Genomic DNA, 16,113 nt, shown 5'->3' with positions numbered 1-16,113 from the left:
TGGTTTTTAAATGGCTTTGAAATAATTGTAACCCAGCTTGAACGGCGAAATATCAAACGTGGAATGGCCGTCCAGAGCCAGCTCGGTCAGTATTTTGCCTAGAAACGGCGTAAACTTCGCCGCCCAGCCTGTGGCATACACCACAATGTTCTGGTTATTAGGCACGTAAGGCGGTGCAAAATCAATGAGCAGTTCCTTGTTCGGGATCTTGCTCAACGCAATGAGACAGGTGGAAGTGAAATACGGCGTCGGATCGAGGCCCGTCATGTGGTCGCGGACCCACGCCGACGTGTACGCGAGCTCCTGCGGGTTGGGCACGAGCGTGCGCTGCTCGGGGCTCGTGAGCGGGTCGATCACAAAATCGGGCGCTACGCGGATGTACTCCGGATGGTCCCAGTCCACACCAGGGAAACCATAAAACTGGTTGCCATTTGAGCCGATCGCATTCTGGAATACAAACCAGGTCGGGTACTGGATCTTCGGATCGGTCTTTTTGAAATAGCACGAGGACATATTCCAGTAAGTCGCCTCGATCGTAAAGCCGAGCAAATTGATAACGCTGTCGATATACGGGCCAGGTACCAACACCAGTTTTTCACTCGTAAAAACGCCTTTCGGTGTCGTCACGGTAAACAACTTTCCGTCCTGCCCGATGCCTGTCACCGGCGACTCATCTTGCAGGACCGTGTAAGGATCCCGCTCGCAAGCCTGGTACAGCGTTTCGATCGTAGCGCGGAAATCAATGCTGGCGCCGTCGGCCTGGAAAAGGCCCGTGTAAGTTTCGGGCAAGTTCCGGAAATGGTATTGCGCTTCGATTTCCTTTGCGGTAAGACTTGTATAAGGCACATTCAGCGCTTTGAGTGCCTGCTCCGCTTCGGCAATATTCCCCTCAGTGGAATGCACCGACGGATCACCAAACCAGAGCGTGCCGACCTTGTCGAGCAAAGTTCTGGGTGTCAGGGTTTGGAGCTCATCCCAATAGGGCTGTGCGTCCAGCGCCATTTGCACCATATATTCCTCCGGGTATGGAATGCGGTATTGCCGCGAAACACCCGCCGAGCTGCCCAGCTGGTTTTTGAAGTTGAATTGTTCCAGAACCAGTGTTTTCGCTTTTCGTTTTCCCAAATGGTAACCGGTGGAAAGGCCAATAGCCCCTCCCCCGACCACGATCACATCAAAGTGATGATCTGTTGGTTGCCTCATGAATATTCAATTTATTGTGAAGGTTTTAAGAAATGCTTATTGTTTCACGAGCGTATTGATGTTCACGTGTGGCCACTGGATCAGCTTGGACGGATCATGAAACTGCGGGATAAATTCGATAATGGAATTCTGCGAATATTGCAGTTGCAGAAACGAGCCGCCCGTATTCGGGTTCTTCACGGTTTCGATCCAGAAAGTAGCCTCGAAGCTCGTCGTGTTGGCATTTTGAACGATGAATGGAATGTTGGTAATCCCTCCTTTGTTGGCTGTGCTGACCGAAATGGTGGTCGTAGAAGTAATCGTCTGACCGGCAATCGCGTCGCGCAGGGTGGCATTCGGGTTCACCTTATTAAAGCCTTCCAGGGGCGTGAGATAAGGATCGGTGTAGCCCAGCGGCTTGGAGCCCGGACCGGTAATGGGCAAAGTACTGATATCCGGGATATCAGGCGCACCCGGCGTCACCGACGAACCGCCCAATGCCAGCAACGAGTCTCCGTGAGGTACCGATGCCTGCCGTGCAATGCTGAACTCATCCGGGCAATCCTGCAACAGGAGCCAGGTACCATTTTCGGCGTGGAGCAAACTACCGTCGACATTACTGTGAATGGAGAGGCTGTATAGCAACGTCGGTACCTGTTGCACAATATGCGTTCCACGGTTGGGTGTGGGCGTGCTTAACGGCGTCACAGTAAGTGTTTCGGTATAGGGCTGCACAAGGAGCAGGAAACCGCCTTTCTGATTGGGAACAGCAACCAGGTTCCAGCCTTTACGGCCCACCCAGGTACCGATCAGGTCGGTCAGCGGCCCGAACATCGAAACGGTTTCATCGGGGGCGCCGCCTAAACGAATGGTTTGAAGGGCATTGCTAGTAACTTTTAACATGGTGTATGATGGTTTAGTGAAAAAGAGAATGCGTACCGGGCACTCATGGCCTGTCAATCCGATCATTACCAACCTGCCATAACTCATCCGCTCCGGATTTCACCACGTTATATTATAGAACTAGTTTTATAATATTTGACAAACTAGTTGAAATAATAATCAATCAAACTAATACTACTTTCGAACTTATTTAACGGTCGAAGGCTTTTGCGGTACGGCAGTTTGGCAGCCCGCAATTCGTGGTCAGGTGTGGTCAAGGATAGTCAGGTGTGGTCAGATATAGTCAAGGGTAATCAGGTGCGGCCAAGTAGAGTCCAGTGTTGCCGGTGTTGTCAGGTATAGTCAAGTGTTGTCAGGGGTTGTAAACCAATCGCGTGACAATACTTGACTACACCTGACAACGAATGACAACATTCGACCATACTTGACAACTCCTGACTACACATGACATCCCCTGACTACGCATGACCTCCCCTGACCACCATGACAACGCCTGACTACACCTGACAACACCTGACCATTATCGCAGCCTCGCGCCACCCGGCCGGCCGTTAAAATTCCACGCCCCACATTATGTCCTACAAAAGGAATTATTAGTTTTACACCCAGAACCCATTTTTCGCCGCCTGGCCAATGCATGTATGAGTGATCTGAAAAAAGATATCCGGCCTTTGGAGGCTTCCACGATGACCGACCTGGTCGAATCCAGGCTGCGGGAGTATTTGAAACGGAAGTCATTCGTACCCGGCGATGCCTTGCCTAAAGAGCAGGAATTGGCTGACGCCCTTGGGGTGAGCCGGAACGTGGTGCGTGAGGCACTTAGTCGACTGCGGATGCTGGGAATGATCGATACGCGCAAAAAACGGGGTATGGTGCTCGCGCAGCCCGACATTCTCGGCTCGCTCGAGCGGGTGCTCGATCCGTTGATTTTGGGCAAAAACACATTGAAGGATATTTTCGAGCTGCGGCTGGTGCTGGAAATGGGCCTGGCCGACCTCATCTATCTCCGCAAAACCCCCGACGACATTACCGCCCTGGAAAGCATTGTAGCACAGGAGATCAACAAGCATCAGAAAGCCTTCCAGGTAGAACACGAAATCGCTTTCCACGGCAAGCTCTATCAGATGACGGGCAATGATACTTACATGCGTTTCCAGAAAATGTTGCTACCGGTTTTTGAATATGTGCTCGATTATGAAATCCGGACCAATGGCCAGGCCCACGTCGGCGAAGTCACGCACCGTGACTTGGTTGAAATCCTGAAAACAGGTGATTCAGAAGATTTCCGCCGAGGAATGAAAGCGCATTTAAAGCCCCATTTCGATCGGTTGACGGCCTAATAACAGCATTCCCTGAATCCCGCCAAGGAGAGATTGTTTTGCCGGGCCGCCCATTGTTGTTGCATGCCCAGGGCATTTAATGCCAACCCGTACCCACATTGTTGCTACCAATATTATATCGCCACGCGATTTTCCGCAGATCGAGGCCGTCGCGGTCTTCGATTGAAGCCTAAATGCCGTCAGGCATGCAACATTCGTAGAAAAGAGCACATGCACGGCTCAGAAATCCCCGTCAGGGATGCAACGACAGGCTCAACGTGCATATCCAGCCCAACAATTTGCATTATTTTCTGAATAAATATTTGGATGTTCAGTCACAATGCTTTTACATTTACTAATATGTAGAACATAACTACTAATTATGATCAAAAAAACATGGCTGGTCCTGTTCGTCCTGGCCGCCACCCGTACATTTTCACAAGACATTCCCGAAACGCACACATTGTTCCGGGGAGGTGAGGATGGCTATAATAGTTACCGCATTCCTTCGCTCATCCAGGCTAAAAATGGCGCACTCATCGCCTTTTGCGAAGGCCGTAAAGAGGGAGTCGGCGACGCAGGCGACATTGATCTGCTCATGAAACGCTCGACGGATAACGGCAAAACATGGAGCCGGCAAGTGGTTGTATGGGACGATGGCGCCAATACCTGCGGCAATCCATGCCCGGTGCTCGACGAACAAACTGGGGAAATTCTCCTGCTGATGACCCATAATCGCGGCGATGCGTCTGAAAAAGACATTATTACTAAAAAATCCGAGTCGACCCGGACGGTGTGGCTCTCCCGCAGTTCCGACAACGGTGCCACCTGGGCGAAACCGGTTGAAATAACCCAAACCACCAAGAAACCCGAGTGGGGATGGTATGCAACCGGCCCTGGCATTGGTATTCAAATCCGTAAGGGACCGCGAAAAGGCCGCCTTGTGATCCCCTGTGATTTCAGCTACGACGATCCCAACGGCAAAGTTCGCAACGGCCCGTTCGAATATGGGGCGCACGCCATTTACAGTGACGACCATGGCAAAACATGGCAGCTCGGCGGCACAATTACGCCCAATATGAATGAATGCCAGGTCGTTGAAGTCGACGACGGCAATGGCACACTACTGATGAACATGCGCTCCTACTTTGGCCGCGGAAGGCGGGCCCAATCGCTGAGTTATGATGGCGGTGTGAGCTGGACCGCGCCGGAAGACATTCCGGAGCTCGTCGAACCGGTATGCCAGGGGTCGATCATCCGCTACCGGCGCCCGAATGCAAAAGGCCTCGGTGCAATGCTCTTTCTCAATCCCGCGAGCACCACCAAACGCCATAACCTGACGTTACGGGCCAGTTTCAATGAGGGAAAAACGTGGCCGGTCATACGAACCATTTTCCCTGGTCCGTCGGCCTATTCATCTATGGCCGTGTTACGGGACGGCAATATCCTGTGCCTTTATGAAGCTGGTAAAACCGGTGCTTACGAGCAGATCGTACTGCAAACAATTACCCCAAAATGGCTGTTCGGACCTTACAAATAGCTGAATTTCAACACTTCCATTCCATATGCTTACCATCCAACACACCGACGGCCTCATTGCCGCGCTTTTCACACCTTTACATCCGGACGGCTCTGTGCATTACGAACTGCTTCCCACATTGGTCGAGCATTTGATCGCCACCGGCGTTTCGGGCATATTCATATGCGGCAGTAATGGCGAAGGCCCCAACCTCACGCTCGAAGAACGCATGCGGATAGCTGAAACCGTGATCAATGCCGGTAAAGGTCGCCTGAGTATGATCGTACACGTAGGGCACGCGAGCATCGCGGAGGCGCGCAAGTTGGCAGGTCACGCGCAGGAAGCGGGTGCGGACGCTATCTCGTCGGTCGCAGCATTCTATTTCAAACCCACCTCGGTACAAAACCTCGCCGATTGTATGTCCGACATCGCGGCCGGCGCACCGAAATTGCCATTCTATTACTATCATATTCCTTCACTCACCGGCTTTTCCGTGGACGTGCTCGACTTCATGCGCATTGCCGAAAAGCAAATCCCCAACTTCGCCGGTGTAAAGTACACCGCGGCTACGCTTTGGGAGTACCAGGAATGCCTGAATTTCGATAACGGCAAATATGATGTGTTATATGGTTTTGATGAAAACCACTTGCCCGCATTGTCGATGGGCGCCAAAGGCTGCATCGGAAGCACTTTCAATTTCGCTGCCCCATTCTATTTAAAAGTAAGGCAGTATTTCGAAGCTGGCGAGATGGAAAAGGCACGGAAACAAATGCTGTTTTGCGTAGAAATGGTCCGTACGGTAGTGCAATACGCACCGATCCCCGCCCAAAAAGCGGTGATGAAAATGCTCGGCTTCGATATGGGTCCATGCCGGCTACCGCTCGAAGTGCTGTCCGATGGCCAATACCAGGCGCTGCACCGGCAACTGACCGACATCGGTTTTTTCAAATTCCTGCCCAACGGAGAAGCCACCCCTGACCACCCATGACTATACCTGACTGAATGACTGAATGATTGAATACATGAGTGAATAATTAAAGACCCGATGAGCCGCTTCCTTTTCTTTCTGACCATTTTCCTGCAAGCTGTGATTTCGAATGCCCAGCAGCCGGGGCCTTCGCCTCTGCAATGGAAAGACCTGCCATCCCTTCCCGACGATGTGGGATTTGCCGGTGCTTATGCAGGCGTGAGTAACGATGCGCTGGTTGTCGCGGGGGGTGTCAACTTCCCGGGCAATGCCGGGCCATGGGGTACCGCGCCTAAAACCTGGTACGACGGCATTTTTGTATTGGAAAATCCTTCGGGGAGCTGGAAGAAAGTGGGTAGACTGCCGCACGCAATGGGTTACGGTATTTCGCTGACCACGCCGGAAGGCATTTTCTGCCTCGGAGGCGCCGACGGTACCCGGCATTACAATCAGGCGTTTTATCTCAATTGGAAGGACGGCCGCATTGCCACCACGCCGCTCCCTGCATTGCCTGTCGCGCTTGCATACGCTTCCGGCGCATTGCTGGGCGATAAAATACTTGTTGCAGGCGGTACCAGCGCGCCGTCCGATACCAATGCGCTCAACCGTTTCTGGGAATTTGATTTATACAAAAAACAATGGAGCGAACTGCCGGCTATACCCGGCAACGGACGTATGCTGGCCGTCGCCGGCGCGCAGGACGGCCGATTCTACCTTTTTAGCGGAGCAGAACTGCACTATAATGCAGCCACAGGCGCGGTAAAACGTAATTATTTGAATGAATGCCTTGCCTATAACCCGGTAAGCAAAACCTGGAAACGCATCGCAGACTTGCCCAATGCGGTGGCGGCTGCACCCTCGCCGGCATACGCGGCCGGGCAGTCGCACCTGCTCGTGGTGGGCGGGGACGATGGCGCACATGTGCAACGGGTGACGGAGCTGCGCGAAAAGCATCCCGGTTTCCGCAATGAAATCATGGCCTACCACAGCATTACCGATACCTGGGCCTCGCTCGGGACATTTCAGGGAGGGAAAACGTCTGTTACGACGCCGCTCGTGACCTGGAATGGGCAACTGGTGATCCCTTCCGGCGAAGTTCAGCCGGGTATCCGCACGCCCCGGGTAATCGCGGGCAGCCCGGTGGTAAATACGGGTACGTTCAACGGCATAGACTGGGGTGTGGTGGCGGTTTATTTTCTGCTGGTACTGGGCATCAGCATTTATGTTTCCCGCAAAATGAGCGCCAGCACCGACGATTTCTTCCTTGGCGGCCAGAATATCCCCTGGTGGGCGGCCGGACTAAGCATTTTCGGGAGCAAACTGAGCGCCCTCACTTTCATCGCCATTCCGGCCAAAACTTATGCTACTGACTGGACATACATTTTTGCCAATGCAATGATCGTCGTCGTTGCGCCGATTGTGATCTGGTTTTTCCTGCCTTATTTCCGCAAACTAAAAATCACCAGCGTGTACGAGTACCTCGCATTCCGGTTCAGTAAAACGGTAAAGCTGGTCGGCAGCCTTACATTTGTAGTTTTTCAGGTAGGAAGGCTAGGCATCGTGATTTACCTTCCTGCGTTAGTTCTGAGCACCGTTACCGGTATGAACCTCATGCTTTGCATTATCCTTACCAGCCTCATTACCACTGCCTATACCATCTCCGGCGGCATTGAAGCCGTGGTTTGGACGGAGGTAATGCAGGTGGGTGTGCTACTGGGCGGGGCGTTCGTCAGCTTATTCTTCATTGCCTATGCATCCGGGGGTTTCGATGCGCTGTTCGGACAGGCGGGCGACGCCGGCAAGTTTCATATGGTCAACAACGGCTGGGCCATAACCGAACCGGTGCTATGGGTGGTTCTGGCAGGTAATTTCATGACGCAGATTGTTACCTATACGTCCGACCAGGTGGTGGTACAGCGCTACCTCACTACGCCCACCGAAGCGGAAGCCCGGCGGTCGATCTGGACCAATGCGTTGCTCGTCATTCCCGCCACATTGATTTTCTTCCTCGTCGGGACCGCCTTGTGGGTGTATTTCAAACAAAATCCCCAACTCCTCAACCCGATAGCGCGTACCGACGATATTTTCCCATGGTTCATCTCTACGCAATTGCCTGCCGGCCTGCGGGGGTTGGTGATAGCCGGTCTTTTCGCGGCCACCATGTCGACGATCAGTTCGTCTATGAATTCCATTGCTACGGTCGTCACCACCGATTTTTTTCAGCACTTCGTTCCCCACTCCAACGATCTGCGGCGCTTCCGCTTTGCCCGCTACACCACCCTCGCATTGGGCGCCGCGGGGATCGGCATTGCCGTCTGGCTGGTTTTTATGGAGAACAACAGCATTTGGGACCAGTACCTGAAACTGATCGGCATATTCGGCGGCTGCCTGGCGGGAATGTTTGTAGCCGGTATATTCGTCCCTTCCATCAACAGCACGGGAGTCCTCGCCGGTTTTTTCCTTAGCGCAGTGCTACTCTATTTCGTTCAGGCCAATGGCTGGGTACATTTCTTCCTGTATCCCGGTGTCGGCATTTTCGGATGTGTGATTTTCGGGTGGCTGGTAAGCAAAGCCTTCCCCCGGCTTTCCTGAGCCCGCTTTCGGAAAAAGTTACGCGCGCGGCATTTTATAGCCATTGTGGTATTCACTGGTAATCAATTTATTAGCCATAGAGTCATCAAACTCACCTTTTTGAGCATTCCAATGGAGTGTAGTACCCATGCGGTAAGCGATATTACCCATTTGTGAAAGTATCGCCACTTCTGCACCCGCCTGTATGGGCGCACGCAGATCATCCATGCGCCTCGAGCGGATCACCTCCACGAAGTTTTTGGCGTGCTCATCCAAGCCATTGTCGGACGACTTCGTAAGCTGAACCGCCTCCATACGTTTTTCGTAGGGTACCACTTCCCAACCCTGCCGGTCGACGATGAGTGTGCCGTTCTCACCCAGGAATGCGATGCCGTGCTGGCGGTTGTAGATACCCGCGCCGTAGCCGATCACATGCTCCCATTGGATGTTAAAATCGTCGTATTCGAAGAGGGCAGTCAACGTGTCGGGCGTTTCGGCGCCGGGGTTACGCAGCATGGCCCCGCTTGCGCTGACGCGTTTCGGCGTGGCACCGGCCTTCATACCCAGCAATGCGTAGTCGAGCAAATGCACACCCCAGTCGGTCATGATGCCTCCTGCGTAATCCCAGAACCAGCGAAATGAGCCATGAAAACGATTGGGATTGAAAGGTCTTTTCCTTGCCGGACCGAGCCATTGGCCATAGTCGACGCCCACCGGAGCTGCGCCATCCGGCTGTTGTAAAATGGGATTGCCATAATTAAAATACCCCCACACTTTCACCAGTCCCACTTTACCGAGCTTTCCCGAATGCACAAAATCAACTGCGTCCCGAAAATGCTTCTGGCTGCGCTGCCATTGCCCTACCTGCACAACCCGGTTGGTCTTTTGTTGCGCAGCTACCATCGCCCTGCATTCGGCGATGGAATTCCCGATCGGCTTTTCAACGTATACATCCTTACCTGCATCGCAGGCCTCGGCCATCATGAGGCAATGCCAATGATCGGGCGTACCGATTACCACTGCATCGATGTCCTTGCTATCCAGAACCTTCCGGTAGTCGCTGTAAGTCTGGACCTGCATTCCCCTCCCTGCCAGTTCCGCCGCTCGCTTGTCGAGCACATTGCGATCAACATCGCATAGCGCCACACATTCCACGCCCGGGTTTTTCATCACCGCGTTAACGTCCGCCCATCCCATGCTGTTGATCCCGATCGCCGCTACCCGTATCCTGTCACCCGGCGATCCGATGGACGTCGATCCGCGCGCACCTGCGTACGTAAAGTTGGTGATAACGGGCGAGACAGCAGTACCTCCGGCTATGGCCGTGGCAGTATGGATGAATTTTCTTCTCGAAATGGTCATGACAACTCCTTTGGACGATGAGCACAAAACAAAGCGGGTCTTCCCGCATTTTTACCGCTGTTTTTAGACAAAGTATCCTTGCAATATTTCAAATGTCAATCTGACAAATCCCGCCGGAAGTGATCTTCTTTGATCTGCTCTTGGCCGAACCGGGGTAAAACTCACCGACGCCGACAGAATCAGCTTCAAGAATGTGAAACTGATCACGAAGCAATCGGAACCCGTCATTTTCACCGACAATACTACCAATATTTCCTTCGATGGCCTGCAATACAACGACCACGCCGAGACGCTCATTTCGGACACCGGTGAACGCAGCCAGAACATCAGCATCGCACATATCGATACTTCGAAGGCCAAAAAAGTTAAAGGAATTTTCAAAGAGAAGCCCAGGACAAGGGCCTGGTCATTCATGGGGGTGAATAATAATTTTCGAATCGCCGACAATAAAAGAAAATTCTACGCTGGCCGAATGCTGTCCAGGTTTAAAACCACGGAGCGTTTGCGGCCCGAATAATTGTATTTGACCGAAACACGGTCGCCGGCCTGGGGAATGCGAATAAGCTGCTCCCGCAATACATGGACCTCGGTCACAAAATTGCGCCCCCGCGCCGGCTTCACATGGATCTGGAAGGTATAGTAGGTTTCACCCTGAAGGTAGGATCCGCGATGCTCTTCCGAAAGCAGCACCACCGCGTCCGCGACCTGCCCGTCGCGGATTTCCTTACCTCCCAGTAGGAGCATCGTGCGTCGGAACCGCAGCACGAACCACACTCCTCCAACGATCAGAAATGCCAGTAATAAAATGAGCAACAATTGCCCTGCATGTATCGCCAATATCTCCATAGCCAATAGAATTCGATGGCTTCAAAGAAAAGACGCAATGTTCCAAAGTACGACAATTGTGATTTAACGGACAGTTTCACTTATCGAGTGGCTGGTTTCCGAGAGGCAATTGTAAAAGCACTTCCTCTTTCTTTCGCCTTGATATTTCTACGCGGCTTCCGTCCAGTAGTTCTACCAAATCGTGGTCAGCCATGAGTTTTGCAATAAATTTCGGGTTTACCAAATGTGACTTGTGCGTCCGTATAAAACCGAATTCCGTCAGCATTTCCTCATAGTATTTCAAAGTCTTGCTGGCCAGTACCGGCTTGCGGCTTTTAATGAAGATATTGGTATAATTCCCTTCCCCCTGCAAACGGACGATCTGATCGAGTGTGAAGAAAGACACGCCATCCTGGTAAGGTACGGCGAGCCGGAACTCGCTCGCACGCTTGTGCGCGATGTTACGCACGAGGTTGTCGAACAGCACCGGGTTCTGATGTACGTTCTGCTTTTTCAGGAAGCGGTCCACCGCGGAGCGCAATTCATCGGGGTCGACCGGTTTGAGCAGATAATCCAGCGCGCTGAACCGGATCGCCTGTACCGCATATTGATTATAAGCCGTCGTAAATATGACCTCGAAAGCAGGCTCCTTCAAAGCCCTCAGAAAATCGAAGCCGTTTTTACCAGGCATTTCCACATCGAGAAAAACAATATTCGGCCGGAACGTTTTGAGTATTTCAAGCGCAATATCCACTGATTCAGCCTGTTTCACCTCTCGTATCTCTTCCACATAAGTTTCAATGTAATGCGCCAGCACGTTTCTTGATTTCGGCTCGTCGTCAACAATAAGTGCTTTGATCATTGTCTAAGTCTGATATAAGTAGGTAGATAATTCAATTCTGACAAGCGTCCCGGTCGGGTTGCCGGCGGCATCGTACCGGTCGATCACTTGCAGGGAGGCATGGTTGCCCTGACGGGCAAGGACGTCGATCCGGTCTTCACAGATACGTATTCCACGCGATTCGTGTTCCCGTGTGCGGGAGGAATTTGCCCTGAGTTCTGCGGACTTTTTCCGGCCGATGCCATTGTCCTCTATTTCGCAGGCAAACTGTTCGGGTCCGATCAGGAAAAACCGGATACTCATATGCCTTTCCCCTTCTTTATGCATTAACCCGTGCCACAAACCATTCTCCACAAAAGGCTGCAGCAGCATCGACGGTAACCGCACATAGTCATCTTCCAGCTCGGGATCCAATTCAATCGAATAAGTAAATCCCTGTCCAAAACGCATCAGTTCCAGTTCGAGATAGAGTTCCAGCACGTCCCGCTCTTCGGCGATCGTCACCAGGTTCCGGCCCGAATTATTCAACACCAGCCTGAACAGCTTGGCGAATTTGTTGAGGTACTTGCTGGCCTCGGCGTATTTCTTAGTGACAATGCATTCCTGGATACTATTGAGACAATTGAAAATAAAATGCGGGTTCATCTGTGCCCGCAGGGCCATCAACTGGCTTTCGGCAAGCATTTTATTGATCCGGAGCAACATAATTTCCTGCCGTTCGGCCTGCGCACGGGCCATCGCTTCGGTAATCTTGTTGGCGCTGATGGCGGCGATCGTCGAGATCACCCGCACATGGTTTTGGTTATAGAAATTCCTGCGCGGATGTTCCGAGTCGATCACCCCGATTACCTGCCCTTCATGCAGGATCGGCACCGCCAGCTCCGACGCCCTCGCCTGATCGTCGACAATGTAACGCGGGTCTTTGGAAGTATCACCGATGATCTGCGGCATACCCGTAGCCGCCGCGGCACCTACAATCCCCTCGCCGACGGGTATTTCGATCGGATTGAGGATTTCGTATTCCTTCGGACTTTTCGGCCCGTAAGCCGCTTTCTGGATCAGCTTGCCGCTCTCTTTATCGAGCAGGTAAACCACGCAATCTTCAAAATGCAGCTTGGAAATACAGTTGCGGGCAATATCCCAGCATATTTCATTCACGGAGTTATCGCCGTAAACGCTGTTGGCAAAATACTCAATCGTGTCGTCGAGATCCTTTTTCCGTTGTCTTTTAATGTAAACCGTATAAATCCAGTACAAAATACCCATAATGGCCGCTGTACAGGCGATCAGGAACCACCAGGTCTGCCACCAATGCGGTAGCACCCGTATTTTGAGCGTCTCGGCAGCCTTCATCCACCGGCCATTCTCATCGGTACTCCTTACTTTAAAAACGTAGTCGCCGGGTAGCAGGCTCGTGTAAGATGCCGTGATATTGCGCCCGGCCAGTACCCAATCATCGTCCAGCCCCACGAGCTGGTAGCTGTATTGCAGCGAAGGAATGTCTCGGTGACTGAGCGATGCATATTGAAAGGTAACAAATGATTCGTCCGGTTTCAATTCCAGCAAATCACCCTTGAGGTCCCGGATACGCTCTTGTCCGAAAATTTTAACGGAAGTAATACCAGGCGGCTTTTGCACGGGTACCGAAGCAAAATGCCGTGGATTGATCACCACAACATGATCGAGCATTACTGCGTAGATTTTGCCGCCCGCCACTGTTACGTAGTTCCAATAGTCCTGTAACGTCTTACCCAGATCCAATTCCACCTTACTGACGTTGTTGCTGACAGGGTCGTACGCAGCCAGTCCCTCCCGCGTAGCTGCCCACACTACGCCGTTGTCGTCGATATCCAGTGAAGAAACCTGATCATATGGCAGGCCGTTTTTGGTACTAATACTGGTGATAACCTGACCGTTGACATCGAGTTTCATCAGCCCGGCGGATGTCGACGCAGCCCAAATGTCGCCTGTCTTGCTCTGGCGCATGGCGTATATAAATTCATCGGCAATGGCGGGCGTATTCAATTGTGTGAAACGCCCGGTCGCCTGGTTATAACGCAATAGGCCTTTACCCTCAACAGCAAAAAGGATGTCGCCGTTGGAGAGCAGGACAAAGGCCTGCGAATTGGCAAATTCGAACAACCCGTATTTCGGGTCGGTACCGTCGAAACGGACGCAAACTTTCGTGACCGGATTGTACCGATAGAATGCGTCGCCATCGATTTCGAACCAGATATTACCTTGTTTATCCAAAAAGACGAAAGGCGCCTGATACGACGACAGTCCTTTCTTCATCTGATCGAAACGCTGCAAAACCGTTTGCCCCGGCGCAAGCGAATAAATGCCGTCGAATCCGGCAAACCACCAGGTCTCACCCACTTTTGCTGCCATTACAGAACGATTATTTCGCAACCTTTTGCTCGGCGTGAGGTATTTCTGATAGGTACGATCAACCGTATTATAAAACACGACACCGTCTTCCTTGCACGCGATGATCGTCTTACCCTCGACGGTAATGGAGTTGGCATGGGCGAAACTCGTTTCCAGGAAGAAATGAAAACTGGGCAGTTTGTAAATGGCCTCAATGGGATTCTTGGGCAGTGTTTTGCTCACACCATTAATCGTACCCAGCCACACGTTGCCCTGCGAATCGGAAATAGCATCCCTAAAATGCCCGTAGGCGATCGTATAAGCCTGGTCCTGACTGTACTCCAACTTACGAAACGGTTGACCCGGTTCTTTCAGGAACGCCGCAAACAGCCAGGTAGAAACCCACACTCTGTCCTGACGATCAATAAAAATAAAGTTGCAGCCTTCACCGATCTGCTTACCGTCCAGCTCATAATGCTTGTCCAGTTTACCAGTCCGGTAGTCCCAGTAGTTCAGCGTTGGCTCCGTATCACAGCCATACCATACATTACCGCTCCGGTCGAGTGCAATGGCATTCACATGCTCCGATTCAAGCAGGGGGCTTTTCAGGGGATTATTGCCTTTGAAATAAACCAGTCTGGATTTACAATCGACAAAAAAGGGTCTGTTCCCGCCCACCCACAGTCCGCTCCGCAGCGTGTCATACACCATAAAAGTGAGTTGGAAATGCGAAAAATCGAACTTTCGGGCTTCGGGGAATACCTCTGTCAGGGGTTTCAATTTTTGATGGTCATACAAATAAAGTCCGTCGGATGCGCCGATCCATATGCGGCCCTGTCCGTCAGCGCGGATGCGCACAATATATTTTTGCGCCAGCGATTCAAACCGGGGATCCCTCGAGAACCTGCCCGTTTTTTTGTCGAACAGCAGGATGCCTCTCCGCAGCCCAATCATAAGGGTATCTTCCCCGTTAAAAGGCAGAATGGCGTTTACGAAGTGCTTTTGTCCGCCATTCACATCATGGAACCGCTGCACGACCGCACCGTCGTAACGATCGAGCCCCGCAGAAGTACCAATCCACAGAAAGCCTGAAGAATCTTTATATAAACATCTGATTTGCTTGGCACTGAGCCCATCCTGCCATCTGATGTTCTGAAACAGCGTCTGCGCCCCAAGTTGTCCGCCCAAAAAGACAAGACCTACAAGGGGTAATACACTAACCAGCTTTTTAAGGAAGAGCATCACTGCCGACAGGATTTTCATTGATGATTCGCATTCAATATCTGCGATCTCGAGACCAAATACGTCAATTCTATACAACTGTACTACCTCATTTATTTATCGGTAGAAACCCTTAACCGCCTCAAAATCGTTGAAATGGCATTTTTCAACACACCGGATAATCAGTGATTTACCGGTAAATAGTCAATAGTTACCGTTGCATCATTAAAACTGGACGTTACTTGTCCCGATATGCACTTTTGCGGCTCTATTCCCAACGCCATGAAAAATAATCCTCATCACACTCAACCTCATCCTATACTGTTATGCTGATCCTGCTTCTGATAACCGGCGTATGCCTGACACTCGTCGTCGCAAGCGTGTTCCTGCTCCGCCCTGCTACCGAGTCTTTCACCCCTTCGCCATCCTTTGACGTTTACGAAATCGACAACAAACTGGTTTTTTACAAGGGAAAAGACGGCAGCAAATCATTGATCCCCGACGCACACGCCAGGACCTTCCAGATCCTGACGGCCGGTCCGGTGGGACAATCGGGGCCTTCGCTTTACGCACGCGATTTTGAAAATGTCTATTTTCAGGGCAAATGCATTCCGGGTGCTAACCCCGTATACTTTCAGATCCTGGGCACCGATCTTGGGCGGGACGATCGGCATGTGTTTAAAGCAAACGACCTGATGTCCTCCGACGCCAGGAACTTCAAACGCCTGGACGAGCGATTGAGCAAGGACAGCCAGCGTGTTTATTTCGACGACCAGGTGATCTCCGAAGCTGCCAGCCATTTCAGGTACATCGGTAAATGGCAAAGGACCTCATTTTACAAAGATCACAGCAAGGTCTTTGTCAATGGCAAGGGCTACCGCGTCGCCGACATCGACACTTTCGATTATGCGGGAAATGGCATTTTTACCGATCGTTACCAGGTATACAAATTCAACGGAGACGGCTTTCAAAGCAATTCCGGGCAACCTGTATTCCGGGCAATGATGCAATTCCAGCCCGCTTTTGGGTAAAG

At 51.8% G+C, this 16,113-nt stretch carries 12 protein-coding genes; 6 read left to right on the top strand and 6 right to left on the bottom strand.

Annotated features, from left to right (window positions below; all coding sequences use genetic code 11):
* Positions 1-6: 6 nt before the first annotated feature.
* Both ACQ4MZ_RS18920 and ACQ4MZ_RS18915 read right to left on the bottom strand, forming a co-directional pair.
* The gene (locus ACQ4MZ_RS18920) at positions 7-1,203 is read right to left on the bottom strand and encodes an FAD-dependent oxidoreductase (protein WP_430847317.1); all 1,197 of its coding nucleotides are present in this window, start codon (positions 1,201-1,203) and stop codon (positions 7-9) included.
* A gap of 36 nt (positions 1,204-1,239) precedes the next feature.
* On the bottom strand, positions 1,240-2,085 hold the full coding sequence (locus ACQ4MZ_RS18915) for a heme-binding protein (RefSeq protein WP_430847315.1): 846 nt from the start codon (positions 2,083-2,085) through the stop codon (positions 1,240-1,242).
* Between the two features lie 641 nt (positions 2,086-2,726).
* Between ACQ4MZ_RS18915 and ACQ4MZ_RS18910 the strand changes: the two genes are divergently transcribed.
* From ACQ4MZ_RS18910 to ACQ4MZ_RS18895, 4 genes are all read left to right on the top strand, one after another.
* Positions 2,727-3,425 (top strand): FadR/GntR family transcriptional regulator, encoded by a 699-nt coding sequence (locus ACQ4MZ_RS18910; protein ID WP_430847313.1) that lies wholly within the window; start codon positions 2,727-2,729, stop codon positions 3,423-3,425.
* A gap of 361 nt (positions 3,426-3,786) precedes the next feature.
* Complete coding sequence (locus ACQ4MZ_RS18905; protein ID WP_430847311.1) at positions 3,787-4,944, top strand: sialidase family protein; 1,158 nt, start codon at positions 3,787-3,789, stop codon at positions 4,942-4,944.
* Positions 4,945-4,969: 25 nt separating this feature from the next.
* Complete coding sequence (locus tag ACQ4MZ_RS18900) at positions 4,970-5,911, top strand: dihydrodipicolinate synthase family protein (protein ID WP_430847309.1); 942 nt, start codon at positions 4,970-4,972, stop codon at positions 5,909-5,911.
* Positions 5,912-5,968: 57 nt separating this feature from the next.
* Positions 5,969-8,482 (top strand): sodium:solute symporter family transporter, encoded by a 2,514-nt coding sequence (locus ACQ4MZ_RS18895; RefSeq protein ID WP_430847307.1) that lies wholly within the window; start codon positions 5,969-5,971, stop codon positions 8,480-8,482.
* A gap of 18 nt (positions 8,483-8,500) precedes the next feature.
* Here ACQ4MZ_RS18895 and ACQ4MZ_RS18890 read toward each other — a convergent pair whose 3' ends face one another.
* A complete protein-coding gene (locus ACQ4MZ_RS18890) occupies positions 8,501-9,823 on the bottom strand; it encodes a Gfo/Idh/MocA family protein (protein ID WP_430847305.1) in 1,323 nt (440 codons plus the stop codon).
* Positions 9,824-10,016: 193 nt separating this feature from the next.
* Between ACQ4MZ_RS18890 and ACQ4MZ_RS18885 the strand changes: the two genes are divergently transcribed.
* Positions 10,017-10,340, top strand: coding sequence for a hypothetical protein (locus ACQ4MZ_RS18885; RefSeq protein ID WP_430847303.1), 324 nt, complete (start codon positions 10,017-10,019; stop codon positions 10,338-10,340).
* Here ACQ4MZ_RS18885 and ACQ4MZ_RS18880 read toward each other — a convergent pair.
* From ACQ4MZ_RS18880 to ACQ4MZ_RS18870, 3 genes are all read right to left on the bottom strand, one after another.
* Entirely contained in the window at positions 10,283-10,669 is a 387-nt protein-coding gene (locus ACQ4MZ_RS18880) for a hypothetical protein (protein ID WP_430847301.1), read from the bottom strand. The two genes, ACQ4MZ_RS18885 and ACQ4MZ_RS18880, sit on opposite strands and share 58 nt — an antisense overlap.
* A gap of 76 nt (positions 10,670-10,745) precedes the next feature.
* Positions 10,746-11,510 carry a LytR/AlgR family response regulator transcription factor gene (locus tag ACQ4MZ_RS18875; protein ID WP_430847299.1) on the bottom strand — a complete coding sequence of 255 codons (765 nt, stop codon included), beginning with the start codon at positions 11,508-11,510 and terminating at the stop codon, positions 10,746-10,748.
* A 3-nt stretch (positions 11,511-11,513) separates the two neighbouring features.
* Positions 11,514-15,122 (bottom strand): histidine kinase, encoded by a 3,609-nt coding sequence (locus ACQ4MZ_RS18870; RefSeq protein WP_430847297.1) that lies wholly within the window; start codon positions 15,120-15,122, stop codon positions 11,514-11,516.
* A 284-nt stretch (positions 15,123-15,406) separates the two neighbouring features.
* Here ACQ4MZ_RS18870 and ACQ4MZ_RS18865 point away from each other — a divergent pair, with 284 nt between their 5' ends.
* Positions 15,407-16,111: a DKNYY domain-containing protein gene (locus ACQ4MZ_RS18865; RefSeq protein ID WP_430847295.1), complete on the top strand. Its 705-nt coding sequence runs from the start codon at positions 15,407-15,409 to the stop codon at positions 16,109-16,111.
* The last annotated feature ends 2 nt before the right edge of the window (positions 16,112-16,113 follow it).

Source organism: Dyadobacter sp. BHUBP1 (assembly GCF_050587785.1).
Taxonomy (GTDB): Bacteria; Bacteroidota; Bacteroidia; order Cytophagales; family Spirosomataceae; genus Dyadobacter.
This window is presented reverse-complemented; position numbering and strand designations above follow the sequence as displayed.

Bases quoted from the DNA above. Each gene is read 5' to 3' on its own strand.
- ACQ4MZ_RS18865 (WP_430847295.1), top strand. From the start codon at position 15,407: ATGCTGATCCTGCTTCTGATAACCGGCGTATGCCTGACACTCGTCGTC.
- ACQ4MZ_RS18905 (WP_430847311.1), top strand. From the start codon at position 3,787: ATGATCAAAAAAACATGGCTGGTCCTGTTCGTCCTGGCCGCCACCCGT.
- ACQ4MZ_RS18880 (WP_430847301.1), bottom strand. From the start codon at position 10,669: ATGGAGATATTGGCGATACATGCAGGGCAATTGTTGCTCATTTTATTA.
- ACQ4MZ_RS18870 (WP_430847297.1), bottom strand. From the start codon at position 15,122: ATGAAAATCCTGTCGGCAGTGATGCTCTTCCTTAAAAAGCTGGTTAGT.
- ACQ4MZ_RS18920 (WP_430847317.1), bottom strand. From the start codon at position 1,203: ATGAGGCAACCAACAGATCATCACTTTGATGTGATCGTGGTCGGGGGA.
- ACQ4MZ_RS18915 (WP_430847315.1), bottom strand. From the start codon at position 2,085: ATGTTAAAAGTTACTAGCAATGCCCTTCAAACCATTCGTTTAGGCGGC.
- ACQ4MZ_RS18900 (WP_430847309.1), top strand. From the start codon at position 4,970: ATGCTTACCATCCAACACACCGACGGCCTCATTGCCGCGCTTTTCACA.
- ACQ4MZ_RS18875 (WP_430847299.1), bottom strand. From the start codon at position 11,510: ATGATCAAAGCACTTATTGTTGACGACGAGCCGAAATCAAGAAACGTG.
- ACQ4MZ_RS18890 (WP_430847305.1), bottom strand. From the start codon at position 9,823: ATGACCATTTCGAGAAGAAAATTCATCCATACTGCCACGGCCATAGCC.
- ACQ4MZ_RS18910 (WP_430847313.1), top strand. From the start codon at position 2,727: ATGAGTGATCTGAAAAAAGATATCCGGCCTTTGGAGGCTTCCACGATG.
- ACQ4MZ_RS18895 (WP_430847307.1), top strand. From the start codon at position 5,969: ATGAGCCGCTTCCTTTTCTTTCTGACCATTTTCCTGCAAGCTGTGATT.